Below are 25,554 nucleotides of genomic sequence, written 5' to 3' on the forward strand. Positions count from 1 at the left end.
TGAGAGGAGCGTGGACTTCTTGTCGACCGGCGCGGAGGGGTAGCAGCCGCAATGAGGCCGGCCACTGAGGCCGGGTGAAACCAGCACCATCTTGTTGTCCTCGGCCAGCACCCGCCAGCCGCAATGAGGCCCGGCCACTGAGGCTGGGTGAAACGCCGTCACGCCGGAGAGCGACTCGCAGGACGTCGAGACGCCGCAATGAGGCCCGGCCACTAAGGCCGGGTGAAACTCCGGCAAGTCTGTGTCGGTGGCGATTCCTTCCTCCCCGCAATGAGGCCGGGCCACTGAGGCCGGGTGAAACCTGCTGGCTTACGGCAACCAGGGCGACGCTCAGCATCCCCCGCAATGAGGCCCGGCCACTGAGGCCGGGTGAAACCAGGTCGTCCCACCCGGTGAGGTCGTTCTGCGGGATCCCGCAATGAGGCCCGGCGGCCGGGTGAAACTGCCGTTGACGCAAGCCCTGATCGCCTTCAGGTCCCCGCAATGAGGCCCGGCCTCAGCGGTCAGGTGAGAGGACTCGGCTGAGGTCCACCAGCGAAACCAGCCGCCGTAGCCGCAATGAGGCCCGGTCGCTGAGGCCGGGTGAAACTCCGGGCTCCGGCGATCTGGATACCGTCGGGGACCCAACCGCAATGAGGCCCGGCCACGGAAGCCGGGCGAAACCCGAGCAGGTCCGTACCGTCGCCCAGCAGCTCACCCCGCCGCAATGAGGCCCGGCTTCAGCGGCCGGGTGAAAGCTGGTGCACCTCCGACAACAAGACCGGGCAGGGCATGCCGCAATGAGGCCCGGCCTCAGCGGCCGGGTGAAAGGTGCGCACCGAAAGGGAGATGACCGTTCCCTTGGGGCCGCAATGAGGCCCGGCCTCAGCGGCCGGGTGAAAGGGGGGCGTGAGCTGGAGGTATCGCTCAACGTAATCGGCTGCGGCAGGGTCTGGTGCCCGTTATGGGCGTGATACAGACCGTTTGCGGTTGGGAACGTTCCGGGGCAGGCGTGTGCACTGGTGGTTCCGAAGCGCGTCTGGCCGGCTACATCACGCTGTGCTGTTGTCAAAGAACGGTGACGCTGACGTGGTCCAGGTCTAGCGCACGTGGATGGGGACCGGGGAGAGAACCCCGTCGAAGTTGCGTCCGGCGATGCGTTGTCGGTGGGCGCCATAGACGCTGAAGACCCCGAGGGGTGCCCATTCGGACCGGGAGACGGTGGTGGGGTGGTCGTCGATGGGTTTGAGGGTGGGGTGTTCCAGGAGGCAGCGGACGGCGTCGGTGTCGAGGGCCGGTTTCCAGAGGGGCCAGGTCATGATGTGGTCGTCTGCCACTCGGTGCCACAGGGTGCTGCGGAGTTTCTGGCCGTCTCCGGTGAGGCGGAATAGCGGGAGTGCCATGGTGGCCAGCCATGTGGCTCCGGGGACGCCGGTTTCCCTTCCGGCTCGTCCTTGGGGGTCGTCGGCGGTGCTGCGCAAGACCCGGTGGTCGAGGTACTCGCCGGTGAAGCCTTCGATGCGGCGCCACCGGGTGAGGGCCTCGTGCAGGTGCTCGGGGTTGTCCCGTACGGCCTTGAGGGGCATTTCGAAGAAGGTGCGTATTTTCTGCTGGCCGGAGGGGGCGATGAAGGGCGACAGAGCGCCGCGGCCTTGCGCGTCGATGGCCAGGTCGGTGGTGAGGCTGGGCAGCCAGCGGTCGGCCGCGAGAGGGTGGGTGTGGCGGATGTCCGCGGCTCGTTGCCGGTACTCCTGCCGGGGCCACCGCAGGGGGTCTTTTCCAATCCCGGAGGCAGGGGGAAAGCCTGGTCCGATGCCCGGCAGCACGGCCGTTTCCTCGATCGAGCGCACGACCTCGGCCAGAGCCTCGGCGATGTCTCGGGTTGTCTGGAGAGGGCTGTGCAGGTGAGCGCAGGCGGTGGTGTCGGAGAACGATAACCGTGCCGGGATGCCGCTTTCCTCGGTCAAGACGCGCAGGACACCGAGGGCGGCGAGGAATCCCAGGGGTTCGCGGCCGTCCAGTGCGGGGAGTTCAACAGTGTTCATGCATCGGCCTCCTCGCGGGCTGAGCACCAGATGTCGGCCAGGCGGACGATGGCTTCCAACCGGGCAAGTCCCCACCTGCCGTACCGGCTGGTCAATGTGGTGAGTCGCTGGGGGGCAGACCAGTCGATGGAGCGGGCACTGTCCACCTCGATCTTCTGCCCGTGCCGCTGGATGCTGGTGACGGGTGCGGGGTCAGTGACGGGTTTCAGCAGCGGCCGGTTGTAGCCGTGGTGGGCGGCGATCAGGTGCACGACAAGATCCCGGTTGATGGCCGTGGTGTTGTCGAGGAGGGCGTTGGCGATCTGGGCGGACAGGGCCTCGTGGCGCATACCGGCGGGATAGCCGGCACGTTGCTGAGCGGCTCTGAACAGTTGGCGATCGAGCGGGTTCATTCCGGACTTGGCCAGGATTCGCGGGGGGTCTTCGGCCTCGGCTGCTGCGGCAGCCCACCGGTCGCCCCCGTGCAGCATGGCTTGGAAGCGTTCATCGCGTTTGCCCTCGTCGTGCCAGAGCGCGGCAAGGCCGACGGCTTGCACCAGGGGGGCGGGTAGCCGAAGGTTACGCGCGAACTCCTCGGCTCGTTTCTGCACTGTCCGTTGGTGGTCGTCCAGTCGCATCGGCGTGCGTGCAGTGGAGGAGCTTTGGGCGCTGTCATCCTCGCCGTAGCTGGTGATGTCACTGGTCAACACGACGGTGCCCGAGGCCAGGTGCTCGTCGACCTTCGGCTTCTTGGCCAGGGCAAGACGGCGAAGGACGGCAAGGTGGGGCGGCACATCATCACCGTCGTGGTCGAGGCCGGTGCCGAGCACTTCGATGATGTCCGGCCGGGTGCGCAGGATTTGCTCGATCTGGCGGCAGTAGGCGCCGGCATTCAGTTGCTCGGCTTGACGGTCCCGCTCGACGCTTTGGACCAGCTCTTTCAGGGCGCTGGCGAGCGACGGGTCATGGGCGGTGATGGCCGTGGTCAGCGTTGGTCCAAGCCGTACCGAGGCCCGCCGCTTGCCGTTGCCGCCGCACAGGTCACCGATGTCGCGTACGGCGTGCCGGTAGGTGGGGTTCCACCCGAATGCGTCGCAGCCCCCGTAGGAGGCGGGGACGACGATCCGGTCTCCGGGCCTGATCGCATCCCCGCCGATGACCTCGATGGATTCCCGGGAACTGTAGCGGGCGACCGGCCGCGGCGCCCCTTCCCCTGGTGAGGCAGCGGTTCGTGGGGGTTCGTCCGGGGAGGGTTCGCCTTCCACGTCGGCGAAGCGTGTGGTGATCTGCTGGCCGGACAGCCACTGTCGTACGGCTAGCAGTGGCACCTCGATGCTCTCCTCGGCCATCAGCGGTAGGACCTCAAGGGCGTGGCGCCACGCCTGCTCATCCCCGGCCAGTTCCCGCCACGCGAGGGACACGTTCGGGACCTCCCGCTGCAGACCGTGCAGGAACGGCGCAGGAGATGGGTCGTTCGGGCTCGGAATGGGGGAGGTGCGCGTCCACGCGTTCAAATGTGCCGGTGATAGGTACGGGGTGTACGGCTCGGTCCCCTGCAGCTGCTTCCAGGTTTTCCGGTCCTGCTCGAACACGGCCGCAGTCAGGCGACGCAGTGCCGCTGGGGAGACATCGAGTCCCTCTTCCGGCAGCGAGGGGGGATGTGTTCCCGGGCGGAAGGCGGCGGGGGTTTGCAGTGTGCTCAGCCATTGCCAGGTGGCCTGGCGCGCCTCGCCGTACACGCCCTCGCTGTCCAGCGCAGAGTGCACGATGACCGCCGGCGCGGCCGGAGCCGAGCCCAGGCGGTTGAGGCGGCCGAACCGCTGAATGAGCGGCGGCAGTGACGCCGACTCCGTAACCAACGCGGTGAAATCTATATTGGCACCTACTTCGACGGTCTGCGTGGCGACCACGAAGACGGGCTCTTCCGGATCGCACGGGCGGTCGGCCTTTATCCGGTCGTACCACTCCAGCAGCAGGTAGTCCCGGTCTACCGGTCGGATGCGGCCGGTGAGCAGCATGCAGCGGCCAGGGTAGGTGCCGTGCAAGTGCTCGAAAACGGCCCGGGCGCGTGCCACGGTGTTGCTGATGACGCCGATTACTGGGTTGGTGTGCGACAGGTGGTCGGCCCACTGGGCGAGCGCGGCTACGACCTGCTGGTCGTTGTTCTTCTTGGTGACCCCGGTCACCTCGACCAGGTGGGCGGTCTTGCTGGCGCGTAGCCGCTTGCCCGCGACCGGGTGGTCCTGGTCGGCGTTACTGATGCGATGAACGCGGGGGCCCTGCGCGGTGGGACTGGCCGTCATGGTTACGACCACGGGCTTGACCTCTGGTGGGGTGGTGTCCTGGGCCATAGCGTCCGACAGGGTGGTGAGGAAGGGGCGGGACAGATGGGCTTCGTCCACGATGATCAGGCTGTCGGTGCCGACCAGGGCGGCGTCGATCGGCCGTAGCTGATCGCCCACGCCGTAGCCCCGGAAGAGGAACCTGCTGCCGATCTGGTCGACGGTGCCGACCACGATGGCCTGCCGGTCCGGTCGTTCCAGCCATCGCCATGACCAGGTGACCCCGCCCCGCATCCGGGTGACCTCCAGCGGTTCCTCGTCGTGCTCCACCAGCAGAGCTGCGGCGACCTTGCCCGCGACGCTGTCGGCGCTCGCGTCGGCCAGGACGTCCCGGATGCGGGATGCATGCCGGTAGGCCTCGTCCACGATGAGACGCCGATCGACCACGAAGAAGCACCGCCTGGGCACGCTGTCCCGGTTAAGGGCTGCCGCGAAGATGGCGATGTCAAGCACCGAGGTCTTGCCCAGGCCGGTGGGGACATCGATGAGCTCGGGCCATTCACCAGCGAGGACGTGATCGAGTAGGTCTTCTTGCCAGGGGAACGGTTCTCGGGGGTCGCTGCCCGGGGTGGCGTGGACGTGGGCGTAGAAGGCGGCGAAGTCCCGCCGATGCAGGCCGGTCATGGCTGCTCCCGCTCCGGGGCGAACAGCCCCAATCCCATATAGCGCAGCGACCCGGCGATGACCGGCCCGATCACTGGACGCGCGAACCTCACCCGCACATGCGTCATCGGCCGCTTGGGCCGCCCCTCCGGCAGCGTCTCCTGGCGAGGCCGCCACACCGCACCCCCGGTCAAGGGGGCAGCCGACACCTCGAGATCAACCGGTTCGGGGTATCCGACTCGGGCCAAGGACTTGGCCACCAAGTCCTCCACACTGCGGCGGGCACGCAGCATGCCGTCGGTGACCATCGGCGTCGCCGTCACCCACGAGCGCGCCCCCTCAGCGGGGCCCCGCCACGTCTCGACGCGCAGGGTGCGACGGCGCGGATCGGCCCCATAGCGAAGGGAGATCTCCGGCATCGGCCGCGGCGTAAGACGGGTGAGCGGGTCGGCCCCGATCAACGCACGGACCAGCTGCTTCCACTCCTCAGCAGGCATATCACGCGGGACCGCCAACGCGACGCCGAGTAGATGCCCGTCGGCGTGCTCGTGCCCCACATCCGGCAGCGCCAGGAAGGCGACATGCGGACGGTCATCGGCCCCATGGCCGCTCACCTGCGCAGGGATGTCAGCGCCGATCCGCTTCAGCACCGCCTTCCGCAACGTGGACGTCAGCCTCAGCACCTGGTCCCCGCCGATCCGAGCGGTCGGTTTGCCGAACCCCCAAATCATCAGGTCGTCCCACGGAGACCGAACCGGCTCCACCGGCAGAGAGACCTGTTCGACCACTTGGGTGTAGGGGATGGCCCGGGCAACCTCCCAGGACCGCCCGCCCAGGTCATAGACCTCACGCAGCGCGTCCACGTACCCCGGATAGGGCACCCGCAGGTCCACGGTGTTCGTCGCCCCGATACGGCTCGGCGCCCACCGAGACCACGCAGGCTGCTCCGCCGGCAGCATCGCAATCGTGGTCACCTCGGCCTGACTTGTGGAGCGCCCTACGTACGGGATGCGGCGGGCCATGCGCTCCAGCCGGGTTGAAAGGTCGCCAGTCGCCTCGGCCTCGGGCCAGACGACGGCGAAATTCTCCCCCGCTGGGGTGGCCGATGCGCGGCTGCGCGCCTGGTTAGTACGGCCCGGCCAAAACTGGCTGCCGCCGCCGAGCTCGGTCTGGTTGGTCACCACGAAGCTGTCCGTGCGGCTCACACTGACACAGCCGTCTGCCCACACGTAGGGAGCACCGGAACGCTCCAACCAGCGCAGAGCATCCCAGTCCTCGACGCTTTGCGCGGAGGCCACCAGAGCGCAGAACATCCGCGCCGGATGCGGCGGCCATTCGGCGATGCTCGGCCGGATGGTGCCTGCGTCGTAGCGGCCGTGGCGCAGCCGCACCTGAACCGTGACAGGCATCGGCTCAGTCCTCGGTGGAGGCCGCGTGCGCGACGGTGTTCTCGATCGCCTTTTGCAGAGACGGGATCGGCGTCACCTGGACGACGTCGGTGGCCATCTCCACGCCCAGCTTGGCCGCCGACTCCCTTAACTCGTGGAAGGCGTCCACGGCGGCGGAAACCGACGTGTCCAGGGGCTCCAGGGCGCCGCCTGGCAGCTCCAGCCCGACGTCCTCGCTTACCTTGGCCAGGTCACAGCCCGAGCGCAGCCATACCGAGGGGCGCGCGAACGCGAGCCGGTCCCCAGCCAGGGCCAGGGCGACCAAGGCCGCACGAGCGGTCGTGGCGGCCTCGGGCGAGGCGTCGCCGAAGCGCAGCCGCTCGATCCCGGCCAACGAGATGCTCGCCACGCGGCGAATCTCTTCGACCGTCACGCCCCCTGGGACGGGATTGGGGGCGATGTTGCCGTGGCCGATCTCGCTGAGCTTCTGGCCGGTCTTCTTCGCTCCCTCCGCCACGTACTGCCAGTCGTTTTCCGCCTTGTCTTTGCTGTCCACAGCGCCGGTGAGGTTGACCGGGTCCAGCCGGCCCCCGCGCCGGGCGCCGAACACAGGCCCGACGCCGAACATGATCGCCGTGTACAGTCGCGCGAACTTCGGCCAGCGGCCCTGGCGGTGGGAGTCCCACGCGCCGAAGATCAACGACGTCGGTTCGCGCTCGAACAGCGGTCGGGCATCGGCGGCGCTGACAGCTCGCAGCCGCTGCCCGACTTGGCTCCTGTCGAACCGAATTCCGTCGATCAACGAGTCCCGCCAGTACGCGTCGGCGTAGCGGTGAGGGGCGTCGAACGAGGTGATACGAATGTCGCCGTGAGAAGTCGGTGCCCGTAGCTCCAGCATGGGCAGCTCGATACGCCCCCGGTCCCGGGCGTCCCGCAGCGCCTCCTCCACCCGGTTGGCCTGCGACTGCTCCTGATCGATGGTGACGGTCCTGACCGCCTTACCGTCGACAAGACGGTCGGCCGACAGGTACTTCTTGGTCAGATCCCGCTCCCGCTCGTCGATCGGGAACGTCGGCGGCATCACCGAATTGCCCGCGCCACCTACAGGCTGATAGAGCGCGCGCACCACGACAGCGGTGTGCGTCCTGTCCTCGCCGAGCGCCGCCATCAGCTGCGCCGCCAGACTCCTGCTCATTCCGAGTGCCTCCTACGCCTCCGAGCTTTCCGATCACCTACAGGCATGAAGAATGGCAATCGGGACTGACATTTCGGCGCCCCGCTTGTCCAAGAAGGCCGCAGCGGTAGCTGCGGAAACAATGTTGGGATGGGGGGCTCATACGGGCCGGGTACAGCCGCAATGGGGCCGCGGCTTGTAACCGCGGAGGAAACCTCGCCTACAGTGGTCGGTGGGGGACGCCCAGCGCCCCCCACCGACCAGGCTCCGGCTGTTATAGCCAGCCGGAGCCTGGTCTTCTACGGCGGCGATGAGTCGTTCGTGCAGTTCGCCTCGCCAGGACCAGAGTGATGCGCCTGTGTTTGGTCGTCACCGTGATCCTCACTCTCCTCACCTCCTTCCCTATCGCTTGACTCGTCGCTCCAGACCGTACCGAAGCCGACACGCCCTGTCTCGATGTTTGGCGATACATACGGGCGGAGTACAGAAGTTGTCCGCAGAACGAGGGTGAGGCGGCCGAGGGCTGTCACACGGTGATCGGCCACGGTCCAAGCCCCAAAGTGAGATTTCTCCGCTTTAACTGGACATGCGCCCAATGTGCCATTCGAACGCTCTTGGGGGGTTGTACTCCGGCACGGCGATCTTCCTCTGATTACAGGGGGTAATCAGCTGAAATTTACTGTTCTACAGCGGGGAGTCCTTCGAGGGTTCGGGCGCGGTCGATCATGTCTTGGATGGTTTTCAGGGTCTCGTCGGAGAGGCCGGCGGCGCGGAGGGCGACTTCTTTGACCGCGTCGTCCCTGAGCGCCAGGTCCACTTTTGTGGTGGGGGCGGTGGGATTTCCGGTGTCTTCGTCGTCGAAGAAGTACAGGACCGAGACGCCGAAGAAGGCTGCGAGGGCGGCGAGGTGGCGTTTGGTGGGGTTGTCCTTGATGCCCTTGCGCAACTGCCATACGTAGGCCTGTGAGATGACCTTCTCGCCGGCGGCGGCGTTGATCGCGTCGGCGACCTCGACGTTGGTGTAGGGCTTGCCGCCCTTGGGATGGACCGTCTGGAACAGGTGCTCCAGGCGACGCGCCAGAGGGCCGGGATCTGAAGGCGTAGCGCTCATCGGTGGTCCCACTCCCTCGGGTGTGGTCGGTGACGCGGCGCCGGGTGCGCTCGTCGTAGACCGTAGTATTGATCAACGAGGATACGTATACGTGGGTATATCTTAGCCGGTGATGCGAGCTCCTGCGATGAAGGTCTGGTACCGGTAGGTGCCTGGTGCCATGGAGTCGAAGCGGAGCTTCGCGCCGGTGAACGGCGCGTTGAAGAAGCGCTGGTCGCCGGCGTAGATACCCACGTGTGACGGTGCGGTGCGGGTTCCTGAGCTGCCCGGCCAGAAGACCAGGTCGCCGACCTGGAGTTGGTCGTAGGGCACGTGCCGCCATCGGCGGTCGTGGAACTGCGTGGCGGCGGTCCGAGGAAGGAGCACCTTGCCGTTGGTCGCCTGGTAGACTGCCCAGACGGTCAGGCCGGAGCAGTCGAAGCCCGGCTCGCCGCTGCCGTTGGAGTTCGTCCCCACCGTCGGGCCGTTCTGGTCGCCACCGCCGTACTGGTAGGCCACCCCGATCCACTTCTGCGCCTGGGCCAGGACGACTCTGCCGGTATCCCCAGGTGGGATCGGTGGGGGACAGGTGGGCGTCGCCGCGGTGAGCGGGGCCTGCGGGTGAGGGCCGTCGGACCTTCCGCCATCCGGCGCCTGTGTAAGCGACCGGGCGGTGTCCTGGCATGCAGGCTCGACCCCGGCCAGCGGCGAGTCGGTCATCGGGCCTGAGGCCGAGCCGAGTGCGATTCCCAGGACCAGCGTAAGCGGTGCGCTGACGAACACGACGGCGGTGATGATGACCCTGCCACTCACGGGCGGATCCGGGCATGCGGAACAGGGGGGCTGGCGGGCATGCGGAGGTCCCTCGCGCCTTCCGGGAGTCGAGCCAGGCGAGCTGGCTCTGTTTGCCATGGCAAACAGACGGAGGAACGGTACCGATGTCTCCGAAGTGGCGTCAACCATGGCGAACAACAAACATCTGACTGCGAGAGTTATGTTTGCCGGCGCGACGGTGCGGTCGGCCGCACGGCTCAAGCCTGGTGGCGTTAGCTGCTCAGACTGCTCTCTAGGGTCGCGATCATGGGTAAACCGGGAAGCGGTCGCCTGCGTGTGCTTCCGGGGCGCTCATCGCCGCCGTTTCGCCATCCGTTCGTCGAGTTCGTGCAGGACGATGTCGGTTGTCCGGGACCGGCGTGCGTGTTCGATGAGGCGAAGCCAGCGGACCTCGCTTCGCAGGTCGCTGCCCCCGTGGGCGGGTCTGGCGCTCGGAGTCTCGAACGCTATGCCGCGCTGTTTGGCCGTGACTGCGGCGGTGAGCCAGACGGCCTCGATGGCCGCGTCGAGCCGTTCTCCTGCGAGGCCCCGGTCGGTCAGGGTGTCGCGGATCCACTGGTAGTCCTCGTCGGTGACATAGCCGCGCAGCGCCAGCCGGGCGTCGTGTATCTCGATGGTGCGGCGCAGTAGGCGGACGCGGAGATCCCCCAACCAGGCCAGATCGGTGAGCCGGCTCGGCGGGGTGAAGAGGATGACCTGGGGGACGGCGCTGGTGAGGTGTCGCCACAGTGGGCGCAGGGCGTTGAGGCTCCGGTAGTCCCGTTGGGCGGCCAGGATGACGCGGATCAACGGGATGGAGTCTTCGGCGAGGCACACCGCGAGTCGGTCGAGGGCCGGTGCGCCACAGTCAGCCGGCCCGGCGAGAACGGGAGCGGGTGGTGGCGCGCTCCAAGATCAATGTGGAGAACAGCTCGGCCTGAAGCTCTTGGGCGGAGGGGGTGGTAAAGCCGGTGTGCCGGCTCAACCAGTGGCGGACCTTCGCCGGATCGACATCGGGGAGCATCTCGGCAAGGTCGGCCACGTCAGAGGGATGGCCGAGCAGCATGTGCGAGACCTCGTGCAGGATGATCGCCACCTGGTGCAGACGGCTGGTGTTCTGCTCGTAGTAGATGTGATCGGCGTGGTCGAAGCCGACCCACAGGCCGTAGGGGCAGGAGTCCGCGGTGGGGGTCATCGGGGCCGCGGTCAGGACCAGGGGGCGGCCGCGCGTCAGGGACACCGACTCGCAGAACGCCGTGATCTCGAAAGGGTGTGGAACGGTCAGCTCGCGCAGGCGTTCCTCGCACAGGACCCGAAAGCTCTTGCGCACGTTCACCCCGAACTCCCCCCGGCTCGGTGGAGAGGGTGGCCGACAGGATTGGACTCCATGGCACGATTGCGGGCAATCCACTCTCTCCGAGTAATGGGAGAGTAAAGGAGATCGCGGGCGGTTCGCACCTGGTCAACGCTTGATCGCTGCGAAAGCGCCGTGCTGGCCGGGAGTTTTGAGTTAGGTAGATCTTTACGAGTGGGAGTTGCCGATCCCGGATCACGGAGTCGGATCGTCGTCCGGCAGTCCCTCGATCTTCCGGGCCTGTTCGACCATGCTCAGTAGGGCCTGGAGTGTCTCGGGGGAGAGCCCGGAGGCCCGCAGGGCCAGTTTGCGCACGCCGTTGTCGCGAACCGCGTTGATGACCGCGAGCTGGTTGTCGGTGCGCTCGGCCACCTCGTCGTCGGTGAAGTAGGTCACGTCGACGCCGAAGAAGCGCGCGATGGCCGCCAGCCGCTCATGGCTGGGATTGGTCTTCTCGCCTGTGCGCAACTGGGACAGGTAGGCGGCGGAGATGACGGGCCTGCCAGCCTCGTCGTTGATCTCTTTGGCCACTTCGCGCAGCGTGTAGGGTTTGCGCCCCTTCGGGTGGACCGTGCGGAACAGATGGTCGAGGCGCTGGGCGAGCATGCCGGGTTCGCTGTCGGTCATGTCGCCGTAGCCCTCCGTCAGCTCACGATCGCAAGATCGGTCTCCGATCCATCATGCAATGTTTGCTGCAGCGGGGCAAACCGTCCACCTGCTCCTACTGGACGTTTGCCATGGTTGACAGGCGCTCGTCAAGCAGCTTATAACCGTTCCAGGTTGTTTGCTGAGCAAGCATGGCAGGTCAGATTCCTCTTCCGTTGCGATCGAGCCGCCCCCGTACGCGTACCGACGGGCGAGCGGGCCCTGTCCCCCCAAGGAGCCCGATATGTCCTTCTTGTTGTCTCTGCATGATGCCGTCCATACCGCTGTCCAGACTTCGGCGGCGGACATCGACAATCCCGCACCCCAGGACCCGACCGCCGGCAGCAACGGCGTCACGCTTCTGCTGGCCTACGCCAAATGGGGAGCCCTCATCGCCTGCGCGGTCGCCGCCGTGGTCTCCGGTGGACTGATGGCCATCGGCGCCCTGTCCAACAGGCCTGACCATGCCGACAAGGGCAAGCGCGCCCTGGTGTGGAGCCTGGGAGGTGTGGTCGTCACAGCGATCGCGATCCCTATGGTCAACACGGTCTTCGGTGCCGCTTCCTAGTGTGATGCGACAGAGCCCATGAGCAACACCTTCCTGCGACGTCGCCGTCCCGTCTTCTTCTACGTGCGGGTGATCGTGCTCGGCTTGGTCACATTCGTGGCCGTCGGTCTGGTTGTACAAACGGCTCTGACGCCGAGCGACCCTCCGGATCACCGGGTCCCCGCGGCCGGAGCGGGCCCCGGCTCGGTTGCCGGTATCGACCAGAGCGGCAAGCTGGTCGACTTCGGCGAGCATGCGTCGCCCTTGCGACTCCTGACGGGAAAGCGCATGGTGCACGACGTCTCGGTGGGCTATCCGCACACGATGCTGGGTGCGATCTCCGCCGCAGTGCAGTACTGGGGGCAGATGGCCGCCACCCTCGACACGGCGCGCGCGGCGCGGATCGCCACCGTCATCGCCGATCCGGAATGGAAAACCGCTGTTGCCGAGCTGTCTCAGGGCCCGATCAACACGCGCAAGCGCCTCGGACTTCCTACCAGCGGACCGGCTCCGGATGGAGCCTCCGTGCTGCTCACGCCGGTGGCCTACCAGATACAGCAGATCAGGACTGACTCCGTGACGGTACTGCTGCTCGGCTATCTCCAAACAACGACGCCGGGTCAGGAGCCTCAGAACCGCATCGGGGTCTTCCCCTTGCAGATGAAGTGGACCGTCGGTGACTGGAAGGTCCCGGCACCCACGCTCGCAGCGGACTACTCAGGCCTTCAGGCCACACCCGGATCGGAGCAGGCGGCTGCCATGGGCTGGCTGCCACTGGCCTCGCAGTAACTCGCTCTCTGTATCGATCACGGTAGAGGAGGTTCCATGGACTGTCGGTTGCCAGATGTGGTCGGCTGTGCCGGCGACCTCATCGGCGGGGGTGTCGCCAGCCTCGGCAGCAGCGCCTTCACCGCGGTTGTCCAAAGCTTCGTGTTGGCGGCGAACGCCCTGCTGGAGAGCTTCGGCAAAGCGTTCGTCGCGATCCCTCCGGTCGATCTGCTTTCATCAGGAGTCCGGAGCGTCTACCTGATCTCCATGAAGCTCGCCGGAGCGATCGCTGTATTGCTCCTTCTGGGCCAAGTCGTCAGAACAGCGATCACACATGACGGCTCGGCTCTGGTGCAAGGGTTGATCGGTGTGGGCAAGGCAGCGCTGGCATTCCTGCTGACCGTGGTCATCGCAGAGACATCCCTCAAAGCCGCAGACGAGCTGACCAACGTCATCATCGTTGGAAGCTTCGGCAACACCGAGGCCCTGACCGCCAGAATCGCCCATCTGGTCCAGTTGGACACTACGGGAACCTCAGCGGGCGCTCTCGTTCTGCTCCTTGCCGTGGTCGGAATCCTGCTCACGCTGGTGCTGTGGTTCGAGTTGCTGCTGCGAAACGCGGCTGTCGCCGTCTTGGTGGCGACCTCGCCGATCGCGGCGGCCGGTCAGGTGTCGGAGGCCACTAGGTCTTGGTGGACGAAGTTCGCGGTGGCTACCGGGCAGCTGATCGTCCTCAAGCCGATCATTGCGCTGGTCTTCGCCGTGGGATTCGGGCTGACCGGAAAGAGTACCGACATCGAGTCCCTTCTTGCCGGAATGCTCGTGCTGATCTTGGCGGTTTTCGCTTGGCCGGCAATCGCCCGGTTCTTCTCCTTTGCCAGCGTCGAGGTTGGCGGCAGTACGGGACTGGGCGCTCTTCTCGGGTTCGCCGCCAGCAGGGCCGGCTCGGGTGTGGGGAGCGGTGCACCGACCGGCGTCGACCCCGACGAGTTCAGCCAGGCGTCCGAGGCCCGCACGATGGCGTCGTTCGCACATTCAGGCGATGGCGCGTCAGCGGCCGCGGGCGCAGGTACGGCTGCCGCGTCCGGTCCCGCAGCCGTGGCCGTTTCGGCCCTCCAGGCAGCTCAGAGGGCGATCAACAGTCTCAGCGGCGGCATGGACCAGATGGCGGCACATGCAGGAATGGGTGGGAGACCCGCCTCCTACCCGGCAGGAGTACCGCCCTACGCGGGCCGCGGCCGCTATCGGCATCCCTACGGCAGCGGGACCTCCGACCCCGGGAACGGCAGTCCCGGCGGCGCCCCCGCTCCTGTACCTGACCCGAGCGTGGCGGGGGAGGGGTGGATCGTAGCGAACTCATCGCGGGTGGAGCCCTCCTCGCCACAACCGTCCGCAGCGGAACCGTCGGCCGAGACTCCAGCAAGCCAGACTCCGCCCGAAGAGGTCGCGCCCGCTCTGCTGGATCGGTCTGCTGCCGCGGAGGTCCCTCCAGCGCCGCAGCCGCAGCCGGACGCTGCCGACGACAGCCAGGAACCTGAGGGGAGGTGAGGTATGTCCACCGGTAACGGCAGCGGTGCGCCGGCCTCGCGGACGTATTTCGGCTGGCAGGAGGAGAAAGTCGCCTTCATCTTCGGTGTCAGTGGTCAGCGTGCCGCGATGCTGGCCGTAGGGGTGCTTTCCGCCGCGTGGCCGCTGGCCGTCTCCGACATCAGTACAGGCGCGGTGTGCTGGCCGGTCGCGGGTCTGCTGGTCACGCTGGCGTTCGTCCGCATCGCCGGCCGCACCGTCGATGAATGGATCGTGGCCGCCGTCTCTTTCGGACTGCTGCGCTCTCGTGACCAGAACAAGTTCGCCAGCGCCGCGTTCGCGCCACGCTCCAAGGCGCGTCCGAACGCGCCCGCGCGGATGGACCTGCCGGGCATTCTGGCACCGCTGACCATCATGGAAGCCGGCTTCGGTAACGGCGCCACCTTGGCGGTGGCGCACAACAGGTACGAGCGGACCTTCACCGCCGTGGCCAGGGTGCGCTTCCCGGGTATCGGGCTGGTCGACTCGGCGCGCAGGGATCTGCGCGTGGCGGGATGGGGCGGCCTGTTGACTGGTTTGTGCACCGAGGGCAACCCGATCGTGCGAGTGCAGGCACTGCAACGGCTGGTCCCTGAGTCGGGGGCGGCGCTGCGCCGGTGGCATGCCGATCACCTCAGCGCCGAGGCTCCGCCGGTGGCCGCGCAGATCACTCGGACGCTGCTGGAGACCTCGACGCTGGCGACCTCCCAGCGCGAGGCGTTTTTGTCCTTCTCCATGGACCATAGGCGGGCGGCGTCCCAGATCAGGGCTGCGGGCGGCGGCGCGGCGGGTGCAGCGGTCGTCCTGGCCCGCCATCTCAGGGCGCTGACCTCAGCCATCAGCGGTGCCGATCTCCACGTGGAGGGCTGGCTCGATCCTCGCGAGCTCGCCGAGGTGTTGCGGACCGCCTTCGACCCCCATTCGGCTCGTACTCTGGCCGAGCAGCGTGCCGGGGCGCTGGCTGCCGTGGCGGCCGGCGCCGGGGACGGTGATCTGGCGGGCGTCGATCCTGCCTTGGCGGGTCCGGCCGCGGCTGAGGCCCGGCCGGGTTCTTATCTTCACGACGGTGCCCAGACGGTGAGCTATGTGGTCCATGACTGGCCGCGTCATCAGGTGTACTCCACCGCGCTGGCTCCGTTGCTCGGTGAGGGCGACCACCGGCGGGCCTTCTCGTTGCACGTTGAGCCGCTCGGCCCGCGCAAGGCCGAGCAGGAGGTGATGCGTGAGCGCACCGCGCGTGATGTCGCGATCAGGATGCGGCAGCGCACCGGCCAGATCGTGCCCGAGCACGAGCGGGCCGCCCTCGACCGTGCCCGTGCCCAGGATCGGGAACGCGCGGCCGGGCACGGCCTGGTCCGGTTCTCCGCCTACGTCGCGGTCACCGTCACCGATCCCGCAAAGCTGGACGATGCCTGCGCTGCGTTGGAGGCCGACGCCGCCGCGGCGCGTATCTCCATCCGCCGGATGTGGATGGCCCAGGACATCGGTTTCGCGCTCAGCGCGCTGCCGCTGGGCATGGGCCTGCCGCGGAAGAGGTGGTGACCATGCGCCTAGGGAAGAGGAGCCGCGTCACTCTGCCGACGTTCGACCTCGCCGACGTCGTGGGTACTCCGGCCGTTCCGGCCACCGGAGCGGACAGACTTCGCTCAGAAGGAACCAGGCGTCACCGTAACGCCTCGATTCCGCCCCGTCGTGGTGATGCCCGTCCGTTCGGCGGACGTGCTCCTCGCTTCCCGGACATCCCCGTCTTCCGGGGCAGCACCGGCCAGGTACAGGGGCTGTACCCGTGGCTGTACGGGGCGAGCATGCCGCCGGTGGGCGTGTACGTCGGAGTCGACTGCCTGTCCGGCGGCGCTTTCGCCTGCCATCCGATCGAGTGGCTGCGACGGGGGTTCATCAGCAACCCGAACATGCTCATCACCGGAGTCCCGGGCGCCGGCAAGTCGGCCACGATCAAAGCCCTGATCACCCGGCTGAGCGCCTACGGCGTCAAGACGTTCGTACTGGGCGACATCAAGAACGAGTACGCCCCGCTCGCCCGCGCGTTCGGCGTCGCTCCGGTGGAGCTTGGCCCCGGCCTAGGTGCCCGGCTCAACCCGCTGGACGCCGGGCCGCTCGGCGTGCACCTGCCCGGCGACACCGAGCAGTTGCGAGAGCGGCTGGAGGAGATCCACCGCCGCCGGATCACGCTGCTGTCCTCACTACTGGTCATGCGGCTCGGCGGTGATCTCACCCCGACCGAGGAAGCGGCGATCAGTCTGGCGATCAAGTACGCGTCGGGACAGGCCGCCGGGGCGACGGTGCTCAAGGATCCGACCATTCCGCAGGTGTGGCAGCTGATGCGTGACCCGCTGCCGGAGATGGCGGGCGAGCTCCGGGTACGCGGGCAGGACGTCGGGGAGCTGCGGGAGATGATCCGCCGCGCCACCGACGCCCTGGGCAACATGGTGCGCGACTCGCTGTCCGGACTGTTCGACGGGCCGACCAGCGTGCGGCCGGACTTCGACGCGCCGATCCAGACCGTCGACCTGTCGCGGATCGACGGCCGCGGCGATGAGACCGTGGCCATGACGCTCGCCTGCGTCTCCTCCTGGGGGCAGGCGGCCATCGACGAACCCGGCGGCCCTATCCGCCTGGTCGTCCGGGACGAGCTGTGGCGCGCCATGCGCGTACCCGCCATGATCCGAAAAGTCGACTCCGACCTGCGGCTGTCCCGCGCGCAGGGCACCATTCAGATCCTGGCCACCCACCGGCTCGCCGACTTCGAGGCGGTGGGCCCGGAAGGGTCGCAGGAGGTCACGATCGCCAAGAACCTCATCGCCAGCTGCGACGTGCGGATCTGCCTGCGGCAGGACACCGCGCCGCTGGCGATGACCCGGGACGCGATCGGCCTCACCGACACCGAGTGCGCGCACATCGCGGCGTGGTCCGGCGAGCAGCTCGGCCGAGCGGTCTGGAAGATCGGCCGGACCGCCAGCCACGTCGTCCAGGTCGTCCTCACTCCGCTGGAACGGCGGCTGTACTGGACCAACGAGCGCATGGCCGTCTGACATGGCACGCGACCACACCATCGCCAGCCGCGGCGTGCTCGACGGCCCCACCGACTACCTCCTCTTCGGCGCCCTGGCATGCCTGGTGGCCGCACTGGGCTGGGTCTGGCTCACCGGGCAGCTCGCCGGGCTCCTGTTCGCCCTCTCCTGGCCGGACACCGGCCTGGCCGACTGCCTGCCGATTCTGCAGCGCCTTCCGCACCACCTGTCTGATCCCAAGCAAGCCTGGCCCGCCCAAGCGCGCCGCTCCCTGCCGGACTGGCCCGGATTCCTCGCCGCCGCTGTGCTCAGCTTCACCGCCATCGCCACGGCTGCGATACTCCTCCTGCGACGGATGAGCGCGGGACGAGCCGTACGGGGGTTCGCCTCCCGACGCGAACTAGCCCGGTCGATGTCGGAAAAGGCCGTGCTCGCTCGGGGGCCTGTCGTCCGCCCGAGCGTCGCGGGCACCGACTTCACGGTGGAGGACGTCGGGGTACGGCTCGGCCGCTCCAGTTCCGACGGCATACCGTTGGCGATCAGCTCCGAGTCGTCGGTGTTGCTGATGTCCGCGCCCCGCCAGGGCAAGACGAGCATGGTCATCATCCCGTGGCTGCACCGCTGGCCGGGACCCGCTCTGGTCACCTCGGTCCGAAAAGACGTGGTGGAGGCCACCGCGCTGCTGCGCGTCGAAGGTGACCGGCCGGTGCTGGTGATGGCGCCCACGGGCATGATCGGCTGGCCGGACCTGGTGCGCTGGTCGCCCAGCTCGGGGTGCGAAAGCTTCGACAAGGCCCGCTCGCGTGCCGACGTCATGGTCACCGTCGGCAAGAGCGGCGCCCACCAGGATTCGGGCAACGCCGCCTACTTCGGCATGACGGCCACCAACCTGCTCGCCGGCTGGCTGCACGCCGCGGCCCTGTCCGGCGGGTCGATGGACGACGTGCTGCGCTGGGCGCTGGACGAACGCCTGGACCAGCCGGTGAAGATCCTGCGCGACCATCCCGGTGCCGCCCCGGGTACGGCAGCGATGCTGGACGCCGCCTACCGCTCTCCCGAGGGCACCCGCTCCAACCTGTGGACCACCGTGCAGACCGCCGTGGCGCCGCTGCTGTCGCCCACTGCCCGCGCCACCTTCACCCCGCCGGCGGGGGAGGGCATCGACATCGAAGCCTTCCTCCGCGCTCGCGGCACCATCTACCTGCTGGTCTCGGAGAAGCAGGCGAGCGAGCTGGCGCCGTTGATCTCGGCGTTCGTCGACGAGCTCACTGAGACCGCCAAACGGCTCGCCGACGCCTCACTCGGCGGTCGCCTCGACCCGCCGCTCGGGCTCATCTGCGACGAGGTCGCCAACGTCGTCCCGCTGCCGCACCTTCCCGCGCTGATGTCGTACGCGGGCGGTTCGGGCATCTTCGTCGTCGCCGTGCTGCAGAACATGGCCCAGGCGGAGAACCGCTGGGGACGTGAGGGCTCGGCCATGCTGTGGGGCGCCTCCACCGTCAAGATCGCCCTTGGCGGCCTGTCCGGTGACGAGCTGCGCGATCTGTCCACGCTGGCCGGTGAGTACCGCGAGCTGCTCACCACCCATCAGCGTGGCAGCAGCGGTCACACCGTCCAGTCCGCTCTGCACGATCGCAAGACCCTGCCACCTGAGGCGATTCGCACCCTGTCGGAACAGCGGCGGGAGGCCCTGGTCATCCACGCCACCACTCCCGCCGTGCTCGTGCGGATGAGGCGGCACTACGAGGGCGCCGACCGCGACGCCTACATCCGCTCCGTCGCCGCGGCGGCTCAGATGATCGCCCAGGCCGGGGCGTCCGCCGGCGCACCACCCACCATGACCGACCAGACGCAGGGAGCCGACGATGACCCAGCCGCCTGAACAATCCGCCAAGCCCCATGTCCCCGTTCCGGTGAAGTTGTCGCTGGACGTCGGTTACCGCGACCAGCATGTGAGCACCCTGAAGCGTGGACCCCGTAGGCCCCGGCATCGCCGTCCGCGCTTGGTCGAGTGGCACCGGATGGACCCCACTCAGCGCCGGACCAGCTGGAGCGAACTGCTGGCCTGGGTCATCTGGTTGCACGATCGCTACGAGCTCGGCGTGGAGGAACGCCTGCCGCACTGCTGGGCCCAGCACCCCGGTTTGATCGAGGAATTGTGGGCGCTCAAAGCCTGGCGCGAGGAGATATACGACGCCGAACAGCCGTCAGGGCAGGCGGCACGTTACTGGCACGCCGAACTCCGCCAGACCATGCACGCGGCCATCACCTTCTACGCCGCCGGCTGCCGTGCCGGGCACCGTGGCGCCGACGGCATGGCCGCCGAGGATGCCGCCCTGCAACGGCGATGGGCCGGCGCCGACCCTGCCGCCGGCATACCCGCCGACCGCCTCATCGGCGACGCCCCGGCACTCGCGCGTCGTGACGGCTACCTGTTCCTGACCCCCGCCACCATGGCCGCCCACCGCGAGCGTCGTACCGCCGTCCCGTTGAGTACGACCGTCACTGACCTGCTCCGCCACGACGGCTCTTGGTGGGTGCCCGGCCAAGGCGGTTGGCTCCGGGTCACCGACCCCGACCTCGCCCATCGCCTCGACCAACGCCGCGTCGCCCTGGCACTGGCCGATCGCAGCGTCGAGCACCGCCGCGCTGACCGGGCGGCCCGCGGGGGACCGCGATGACGGCCCGGGACCACGCCGCACTCGTATGGGCGCGCGGCGCCACTTCTGTGAACCTGCCGGCCAGGAGGTCCGGCGGGTCGGACAACGACAGAAAGCCCGGCAAGGATGCCTGATCTGGTCCACCGCACCGAAGAAGCACTCATCGGCGCGCTCATCTACGACCCCAGCCTGGTCAACGACGTGCCCTACCTGCTGCCCCGGCACTTCCATCGCCCCGACCACCAGGCCGTCTTCGCCGCGTTCCTCGACGTCCACGCCAATGAGCCGGCCATCTGGGGCGCGGCGATGGCCGATCGGATCATCCAGCACGCCGACGTGCCTGGAATCGATGCCACTCGGCTCGCCGCGCTAGCTCTGTCCAGCCCGGACGTCTCCTCCATCGCCGTGTACGGCCGCATGGTCCAGGAGGCCGCCCTGCATCGGGACCTCCTCGATCACGCCGACCGCTTGGCCGAGGCGGCCGGTCCGACACGCGGTCTGGACGCCGAACGCGACCATATGGCACTGCTGTCGCAGGCGCTGCGCTCCAACGCCGTCCGGTTCGACATCGAGACCGACGCTGCCCTGCCCGCGCAAGCCGTCCGGCAGGATCTGCGGATCCTGCGGGAGGAGGCGCTGCTGGCCGATCTGATCCAGCATCCCGAGCACCTGCGCGGGGTCGCGGCCTGGCTCGACCCAGAGGTGTTCACCAGCACCGACCGCCGCGACATCTACGAGGCGATCGTCGCCGTCGACCGGTACGGGGAACCGGTGGAGGAGCTGACGCTCACCTGGGAGCTGGCCCGTGCGCGATCCGCCGCCCCGCCCTTGACGCAGGAGACATCAACTGGACAGGACGCTCCGCTGGCCGCTTCTGGATATGTCGCCCGCCTGGCCCGCACGGCGGTGGAGTCCGGCATAGCGCTGGAGATCGGACGTGACCTGCTGGCCGACCACACCCGCGCCGAGTTCACCGCCGGCACCGCGCCGCGCACCGCCGACGCCGAGGTGACCAGAAACGAGCAGCTCACGCGCGAGGCACTCCACCGTGAACACCGCCTCACCAGGGCCACCGCAGATCCCCACCTTGCTTCTCCCCACCGAGCGCTCGGCCTCGACGGCCCCGAGTTGCGCCAGTAAAGGAGCAACCCGCCATGTCGCTCCCCGCGCACCCCGCAGACCAGCCGTCCTCTCGCGAACCGGACACCCTGCCCGTGATCATCAGTCACGCCGACATGAACAAGGCGTTCGACCGCGGCCTGGTCTCACCGCTCGGCCAGACCATCGCCTACGCCGTCCGCTACCAGGACACCTGGTGGATCCACTTCGAGAAGGGATGGATCCGCACCGACAAGAAGCTCGCCGACATGCTCGACGCCGAGGCGGCACGCATCACCGCCCAGGACGCCATCGTCGCCCGCAACGCTGCGATCCGTGCCGCCACCCAGATCGATTCGCAGGAACGACAGCAATGAGCAATGCATTTCCCGGCACCGGCGCTCGGCCCAGATCAGCACCCACTCCGGTGCTCGTCGAGGGCCCCGCCACCCTGCCGGACCTCTGCCGCGAGTACGCAGACCGTCTCTACGACTACTGTCGCTCGCTGCTGCCTGACGATGATGCCCAGTCGGCGATGGCCGGCGCCATCCAAGGGGCCATGGCCCAAACGAGACGGTTGCCCGACCCCAGGTCCCAGCGCGCCTGGCTGTACGCGCTGGCCCGCGCAGAGTGCCAGGCCAGGCTCGTCGGCACCTCGCGCACCGGTCAGCACGTCGGCCCCGTGCCGGGCGCGGCTGCCGAGCTGGCGGACGAGGTTCTCGCCTGCCTGGAACCACGCGAACGCGAGATCCTCGACCTGACCCTGCGCCACGGCCTCACCCTGGAGGAAGTCGCCCGCGTACTCGACATCGCGGCGGACTCCGTGACCGCGGCGGCCCTCCAGGGCAGGCGGAAGGCCGAGCAGTGGCTCGTCGCCGTCATGGAGGCCAGACGTCCCGACCCTCGATGCCACCTGCTGGCCGACTTGGTCGCCTCATGGGTGAAGTCCCCGACGCGACTGCTGCGGGCCCACATCAGCCGGCACGTGCGCTCCTGCTCCGACTGCCAAGCCGCTCCGGCCAAGGTGGCCATTTCCACGCTGCTGTCACGCATGCCCATCCCGGCGAGTCCCATCTCACCGGACCGCATTCTTACCGCTCCCGAGTCCGCATTGACCATCGCCCAACCCGCTGACGAAGGCTGGCACCCCGACGGGTTCCCCGTGCAGCCCGACGCGCTGGAGAACCCGCCCCCGCCCGACCAACCGCTGGCCGTGGACGAAGGCTTCACGCCTGAGCGCCCCAGCCGGCCGTCGCCCGCGGACTTCTGGGAACCTGACCTGGACGCCTCGGACCCGGAAAGCCGCATCCGCTGGGGTCGCCTGAGCTTGGTCACCGTGGCCGCCCTGGTCGTGACGGCGGCCACCTGGTCATTGGTCTTCCAACCGGACACCGGCCGATCAGCCGGTGGGACCGCGGTCGGCGGCGGCACGCTCGTCGTGACCCCCGGCGACAGGTTGCCCCCTGTCGTGGACTCGCCGCCTCCGCCACCACCGCCGATGGCCACCGGTACGGAGGTCTCCCACCCCACCACCACGCCGTCCCTCACGCCGCTGGCGGCATCCCGCCCGACCACGCGCCGTCTGCCATCACGATCTCACTCCGCACACCCGACCAAGCCCAGCGGCACACCCCGGCGCAGCAGCTCGCCGCCCGTTGGTACCGGCCCCGACACCCCGCCGCCTCCGCGCAGCTCCACGCCGCCGAAACCATCCGCCACGCCTACTACCCAGCCGCAGATCAGCACCCCACCGCCCCCGCCACCACCTCCACCGTCGTTCTCGGCCTCTACCTCCTCGGTCGACCTGGGCACCAGCCGCCAGGGAAGGGTGACGCTGGCCAGCCGAACCGGGGCGATCACCTGGCGCGCTGGCGGCTCCAACCTCGCGACGACACCCGGCAGCGGCAGCATCGGCGACGGCGACAGCGTCACCGTCGATTTCTCGCTCCAGGTCGGGCCGGGAACCACATCCGACTGCGGCAGACCCCTGAGCACCTACCTGTCCATCTCGTGGTCCGGCGACAACAAGGGCACCAAGGGCTCCGGAACCGTCGGCGTGACCATCACCTACACCAAGACCTGCCCCCAGCCCCTCTGACCAGGAGAAGACGGCCATGCTCCACCTCCGCAAACGCGAATGGATCATTGCGCTCACCGCGGTGCTCCTCACACTGACCATCGGCATTCCCACTGGCATCGCCCTCGCAGCCCCCAGCACCGACGACATCTCCAACAGCGAATGCGACGACATCCTCGGCACCGGTACCCCCGAGTACATGTACTGCTCCTGGATGGCGAAGACCCCGAAAGACGCCCTGGACATTGTTCGGTTCTGGGCCCGCAACGACGGTGAGAAGCTCAAGGAGGCCGTGCCCTATCCGGGGCCGGTGCTGTTCTGCATGGACAAGACCAACAAGGGTCCGGGCATGCAGGACTGCGCCGACAAGGACCAGGTGCTGTGCAAGTACGACCACAGCGCCGGCAAGTACGTCTGCAAGGACACCGACGGCAATGTGACCAAGCCGCCGGCCAAGGCGTGTCAGGGCGGCGAGTTCGACTGTTCCGGCGGCGGCAGTGCTTCGGGCACGCCGACGACGACCTCCGGTGAGACCACCTCGGGCGCGACACCCGGTCCCACGGCTCTGGCCGACCCGGACGGGCAGACGGTGAACGATCCGAACGCCCAGAGACAGACCGACCCGCAGACGCAGACGCAGACGCAGACCGATCCGCAGACCCAGACCCAGACCGACCCGCAGACGCAGAGCGATCCGAACGGGGAGCAGGCGCCGCGAGTGGAGACCTCCAACGGGCCTCAGGATCAGGAGTCGGTGGCGCCGGATCCCACCTCCAGCGTGACCGCGCCGCGTCCCGACCGCTCCACCGCGCCGCAGCCCGACCCGTCCACCGAGGCGCAGCCGACCGCGACGCCGAAGGCGTCCAAGGCGCCGCTGACCGCGCCGAACGACGCGACCGGCAAGGCGGCGGCCACGGCGATCAAGCTGGGCATGCGGGTGTGGATCGAGGGCGAGCTGGCCCCGGCGTGGACGGCCGGCAAGGACCAGTTCGACGCGGCGGTCGCCTCGATGGCGGCGCAGGCCAGCCGGCCGGGCGTGGTGGGCGTGAAGTTCGCCCAGGACCTCGGCTACTGGGGCTTCAAGAACGCCGACGACGTGCGCAGGTTCGTCAAGGAGAGCTCGGCTGCTCTGCGCGCGGCGATCCCCGCAGGCAAGCAGCTCGCGGTGGACGTGGTGGTGCCCGAGATGGGCTGCGGGGCCAACGAGCCGTGCCAGGCGGCGCTGCGCGCCAAGTACCCGCTGATCACCCGGGCCAACGTCGAGAAGTACGTGCTGACCGGCGATGTGGACCACGTGAACGTCTCCAGCGGCCTGTTCGCCAGCGAGTACGCCAAGTACAAGATCACCCCGGACAAGGCGCTGCGCAACCAGTGGATCGGCGTGCGGGCCCGGGGCTGGGACACCCGGATGCACGTCGGCGCGCGTGAGGTGGGCCTGGCGCACAGCGGCGCCGACAAGCTGACCGCCGCGCAGGCCGAAGCCGCCGCCAAGCTGCGCGTCGACCTGCCGTTGCAGGCGGGCGTGCAGACGGTGATGCTGTGGACCCACCGCCAGGAGTGGGACGGCGCCACCTGGCGTCTGCTGGACCAGGGGCTGACGACCAACACCATGTGGAAGGCCCTGCAGGCCCGCAAGGGGCTCGGCCGGCTGTCGATCACCTTCGACGCCAGCGACCCCGAAAAGGGCATCACCCAGGACCTCACCAAGCTCGCCGAGGTCTTCGACGAGGTCTACATCCACTCCCAGTAGGACTCAGGTCCCGTCGGCGAAGATTGCTCCCGGTCGGCTCAGCGTGCACGCTGGTTAACCAGGTGCTCGTCACCAGCCTGCAGGCTCGATGGCCGATTCTCGGTGTCCTGCTTGATGTGCCTCGTACCCCGGTGTACGACACCGACCTGCGGCCCGCCGAGCGATACCACCCGGGAGTCCATTCAGGCTCTGACCTGTGAACTCGTATCGACGCGCCTCGTCCTCCCTGTGGGGAGGACGAGGCGTTTCTCGCGTTGTTATGGCTCGTTCATCCAAGTCAGAAGGTGGCCAGTGACCACGCACGGGCGTCGCTTGTCGAGCCGTCGTGCGGTACGAGCTTGGTGGGTGGGATGCACCCCTGGCCGGGCTCCAGCCGGATCCGCATGCACCGCAGCGGGTGCCCCGCTGCGACGTAACGACGCACGTCGTCGGTGTGCGGCTAGTGCCCGTCCCGCCACGCTGGCGTCGTAGCTCGGCGCGCTTCCCGTCTGCTTGACGCTGCCGACGTCTGTACGTCCTTGGATGTCGCTGACCTGGTCGAACAGCAGTCGAAGCACATGTCCCGGTCTCGCGTGGTTATCGACGTCCTAACCGAAACTGATTTCCAGTTCAGCCGCGAACGCTTCGGCGATGCTCTGGGGCTGTGG

Annotated in this window: 20 protein-coding genes and 2 CRISPR repeat arrays (1 of these 22 running past the window's edge); of the genes, 11 read left to right on the forward strand and 9 right to left on the reverse strand. The window is 68.3% G+C overall.

What is annotated here, in order from left to right:
* Positions 1–430: a CRISPR direct-repeat array (repeat unit 17 nt; unit sequence CCGCAATGAGGCCCGGC) (it extends 3,045 nt beyond the left edge of the window).
* A 48-nt stretch (positions 431–478) separates the two neighbouring features.
* Positions 479–881: a CRISPR direct-repeat array (repeat unit 17 nt; unit sequence CCGCAATGAGGCCCGGC).
* Positions 882–1,079: 198 nt separating this feature from the next.
* The 9 genes from ABZU32_RS06060 to ABZU32_RS06100 all read right to left on the reverse strand — a co-directional run bounded on the left by ABZU32_RS06060 (position 1,080) and on the right by ABZU32_RS06100 (position 11,394).
* Positions 1,080–2,024 carry a hypothetical protein gene (locus ABZU32_RS06060; protein ID WP_354917750.1) on the reverse strand — a complete coding sequence of 315 codons (945 nt, stop codon included), beginning with the start codon at positions 2,022–2,024 and terminating at the stop codon, positions 1,080–1,082.
* On the reverse strand, positions 2,021–4,969 hold the full coding sequence (cas3u, locus tag ABZU32_RS06065) for a type I-U CRISPR-associated helicase/endonuclease Cas3 (RefSeq protein WP_354917753.1): 2,949 nt from the start codon (positions 4,967–4,969) through the stop codon (positions 2,021–2,023). The genes ABZU32_RS06060 and cas3u overlap by 4 nt, the downstream gene beginning before the upstream one ends.
* Positions 4,966–6,357, reverse strand: a complete 1,392-nt coding sequence (gene csb2, locus ABZU32_RS06070) for a type I-U CRISPR-associated protein Csb2 (protein WP_354917756.1) — start codon at positions 6,355–6,357, stop codon at positions 4,966–4,968. Before csb2 ends, cas3u begins: the two co-directional genes overlap by 4 nt.
* 4 nt (positions 6,358–6,361) lie before the next feature.
* Entirely contained in the window at positions 6,362–7,531 is a 1,170-nt protein-coding gene (cas7u, locus tag ABZU32_RS06075) for a type I-U CRISPR-associated RAMP protein Csb1/Cas7u (protein WP_354917759.1), read from the reverse strand.
* A gap of 655 nt (positions 7,532–8,186) precedes the next feature.
* Positions 8,187–8,621: a helix-turn-helix domain-containing protein gene (locus tag ABZU32_RS06080; protein WP_354917762.1), complete on the reverse strand. Its 435-nt coding sequence runs from the start codon at positions 8,619–8,621 to the stop codon at positions 8,187–8,189.
* Between the two features lie 102 nt (positions 8,622–8,723).
* Positions 8,724–9,413 (reverse strand): C40 family peptidase, encoded by a 690-nt coding sequence (locus ABZU32_RS06085; protein WP_354917765.1) that lies wholly within the window; start codon positions 9,411–9,413, stop codon positions 8,724–8,726.
* 312 nt (positions 9,414–9,725) lie between these two features.
* Positions 9,726–10,223: a DUF6545 domain-containing protein gene (locus tag ABZU32_RS06090; protein WP_354917768.1), complete on the reverse strand. Its 498-nt coding sequence runs from the start codon at positions 10,221–10,223 to the stop codon at positions 9,726–9,728.
* Positions 10,224–10,281: 58 nt separating this feature from the next.
* Positions 10,282–10,749 (reverse strand): hypothetical protein, encoded by a 468-nt coding sequence (locus ABZU32_RS06095; RefSeq protein WP_354917771.1) that lies wholly within the window; start codon positions 10,747–10,749, stop codon positions 10,282–10,284.
* Between the two features lie 213 nt (positions 10,750–10,962).
* Positions 10,963–11,394, reverse strand: coding sequence for a helix-turn-helix domain-containing protein (locus ABZU32_RS06100; RefSeq protein ID WP_354917774.1), 432 nt, complete (start codon positions 11,392–11,394; stop codon positions 10,963–10,965).
* A 262-nt stretch (positions 11,395–11,656) separates the two neighbouring features.
* On the opposite strand from ABZU32_RS06100, the gene ABZU32_RS06105 reads away from it, so the two are divergent.
* The 11 genes from ABZU32_RS06105 to ABZU32_RS06155 all read left to right on the forward strand — a co-directional run bounded on the left by ABZU32_RS06105 (position 11,657) and on the right by ABZU32_RS06155 (position 24,907).
* Entirely contained in the window at positions 11,657–11,980 is a 324-nt protein-coding gene (locus ABZU32_RS06105; RefSeq protein ID WP_354917777.1) for a hypothetical protein, read from the forward strand.
* Between the two features lie 18 nt (positions 11,981–11,998).
* Positions 11,999–12,748, forward strand: coding sequence for a hypothetical protein (locus ABZU32_RS06110; RefSeq protein ID WP_354917780.1), 750 nt, complete (start codon positions 11,999–12,001; stop codon positions 12,746–12,748).
* Positions 12,749–12,784: 36 nt separating this feature from the next.
* Positions 12,785–14,275, forward strand: a complete 1,491-nt coding sequence (locus ABZU32_RS06115; protein WP_354917783.1) for a hypothetical protein — start codon at positions 12,785–12,787, stop codon at positions 14,273–14,275.
* A 3-nt stretch (positions 14,276–14,278) separates the two neighbouring features.
* Positions 14,279–15,835, forward strand: a complete 1,557-nt coding sequence (locus ABZU32_RS06120; protein ID WP_354917786.1) for an SCO6880 family protein — start codon at positions 14,279–14,281, stop codon at positions 15,833–15,835.
* Between the two features lie 263 nt (positions 15,836–16,098).
* Positions 16,099–17,343 carry a type VI secretion protein gene (locus tag ABZU32_RS06125; RefSeq protein ID WP_354917789.1) on the forward strand — a complete coding sequence of 415 codons (1,245 nt, stop codon included), beginning with the start codon at positions 16,099–16,101 and terminating at the stop codon, positions 17,341–17,343.
* Between the two features lies 1 nt (position 17,344).
* Positions 17,345–19,204 carry a TraM recognition domain-containing protein gene (locus ABZU32_RS06130; RefSeq protein WP_354917791.1) on the forward strand — a complete coding sequence of 620 codons (1,860 nt, stop codon included), beginning with the start codon at positions 17,345–17,347 and terminating at the stop codon, positions 19,202–19,204.
* 139 nt (positions 19,205–19,343) lie between these two features.
* Positions 19,344–20,003: a hypothetical protein gene (locus ABZU32_RS06135; protein ID WP_354917794.1), complete on the forward strand. Its 660-nt coding sequence runs from the start codon at positions 19,344–19,346 to the stop codon at positions 20,001–20,003.
* Positions 20,004–20,108: 105 nt separating this feature from the next.
* The gene (locus ABZU32_RS06140; RefSeq protein ID WP_354917797.1) at positions 20,109–21,122 is read left to right on the forward strand and encodes a DnaB-like helicase N-terminal domain-containing protein; all 1,014 of its coding nucleotides are present in this window, start codon (positions 20,109–20,111) and stop codon (positions 21,120–21,122) included.
* A gap of 14 nt (positions 21,123–21,136) precedes the next feature.
* Positions 21,137–21,457, forward strand: coding sequence for a hypothetical protein (locus ABZU32_RS06145; RefSeq protein ID WP_354917800.1), 321 nt, complete (start codon positions 21,137–21,139; stop codon positions 21,455–21,457).
* Positions 21,454–23,178 carry a sigma-70 family RNA polymerase sigma factor gene (locus tag ABZU32_RS06150; RefSeq protein WP_354917803.1) on the forward strand — a complete coding sequence of 575 codons (1,725 nt, stop codon included), beginning with the start codon at positions 21,454–21,456 and terminating at the stop codon, positions 23,176–23,178. The genes ABZU32_RS06145 and ABZU32_RS06150 overlap by 4 nt, the downstream gene beginning before the upstream one ends.
* A 16-nt stretch (positions 23,179–23,194) precedes the next feature.
* The gene (locus tag ABZU32_RS06155; RefSeq protein ID WP_354917806.1) at positions 23,195–24,907 is read left to right on the forward strand and encodes a hypothetical protein; all 1,713 of its coding nucleotides are present in this window, start codon (positions 23,195–23,197) and stop codon (positions 24,905–24,907) included.
* The last annotated feature ends 647 nt before the right edge of the window (positions 24,908–25,554 follow it).

This window comes from Sphaerisporangium sp. NPDC005288, from assembly GCF_040607475.1.
Classification (GTDB): domain Bacteria; phylum Actinomycetota; class Actinomycetes; order Streptosporangiales; family Streptosporangiaceae; genus Sphaerisporangium; species Sphaerisporangium rhizosphaerae.

Bases quoted from the DNA above. Each gene is read 5' to 3' on its own strand.
- ABZU32_RS06060 (WP_354917750.1), bottom strand. From the start codon at position 2,024: ATGAACACTGTTGAACTCCCCGCACTGGACGGCCGCGAACCCCTGGGA.
- cas3u (WP_354917753.1), bottom strand. From the start codon at position 4,969: ATGACCGGCCTGCATCGGCGGGACTTCGCCGCCTTCTACGCCCACGTC.
- csb2 (WP_354917756.1), bottom strand. From the start codon at position 6,357: ATGCCTGTCACGGTTCAGGTGCGGCTGCGCCACGGCCGCTACGACGCA.
- cas7u (WP_354917759.1), bottom strand. From the start codon at position 7,531: ATGAGCAGGAGTCTGGCGGCGCAGCTGATGGCGGCGCTCGGCGAGGAC.
- ABZU32_RS06080 (WP_354917762.1), bottom strand. From the start codon at position 8,621: ATGAGCGCTACGCCTTCAGATCCCGGCCCTCTGGCGCGTCGCCTGGAG.
- ABZU32_RS06100 (WP_354917774.1), bottom strand. From the start codon at position 11,394: ATGACCGACAGCGAACCCGGCATGCTCGCCCAGCGCCTCGACCATCTG.
- ABZU32_RS06105 (WP_354917777.1), top strand. From the start codon at position 11,657: ATGTCCTTCTTGTTGTCTCTGCATGATGCCGTCCATACCGCTGTCCAG.
- ABZU32_RS06110 (WP_354917780.1), top strand. From the start codon at position 11,999: ATGAGCAACACCTTCCTGCGACGTCGCCGTCCCGTCTTCTTCTACGTG.
- ABZU32_RS06115 (WP_354917783.1), top strand. From the start codon at position 12,785: ATGGACTGTCGGTTGCCAGATGTGGTCGGCTGTGCCGGCGACCTCATC.
- ABZU32_RS06120 (WP_354917786.1), top strand. From the start codon at position 14,279: ATGTCCACCGGTAACGGCAGCGGTGCGCCGGCCTCGCGGACGTATTTC.
- ABZU32_RS06125 (WP_354917789.1), top strand. From the start codon at position 16,099: ATGCCGCCGGTGGGCGTGTACGTCGGAGTCGACTGCCTGTCCGGCGGC.
- ABZU32_RS06130 (WP_354917791.1), top strand. From the start codon at position 17,345: ATGGCACGCGACCACACCATCGCCAGCCGCGGCGTGCTCGACGGCCCC.
- ABZU32_RS06135 (WP_354917794.1), top strand. From the start codon at position 19,344: ATGGACCCCACTCAGCGCCGGACCAGCTGGAGCGAACTGCTGGCCTGG.
- ABZU32_RS06140 (WP_354917797.1), top strand. From the start codon at position 20,109: ATGCCTGATCTGGTCCACCGCACCGAAGAAGCACTCATCGGCGCGCTC.
- ABZU32_RS06145 (WP_354917800.1), top strand. From the start codon at position 21,137: ATGTCGCTCCCCGCGCACCCCGCAGACCAGCCGTCCTCTCGCGAACCG.
- ABZU32_RS06150 (WP_354917803.1), top strand. From the start codon at position 21,454: ATGAGCAATGCATTTCCCGGCACCGGCGCTCGGCCCAGATCAGCACCC.
- ABZU32_RS06155 (WP_354917806.1), top strand. From the start codon at position 23,195: ATGCTCCACCTCCGCAAACGCGAATGGATCATTGCGCTCACCGCGGTG.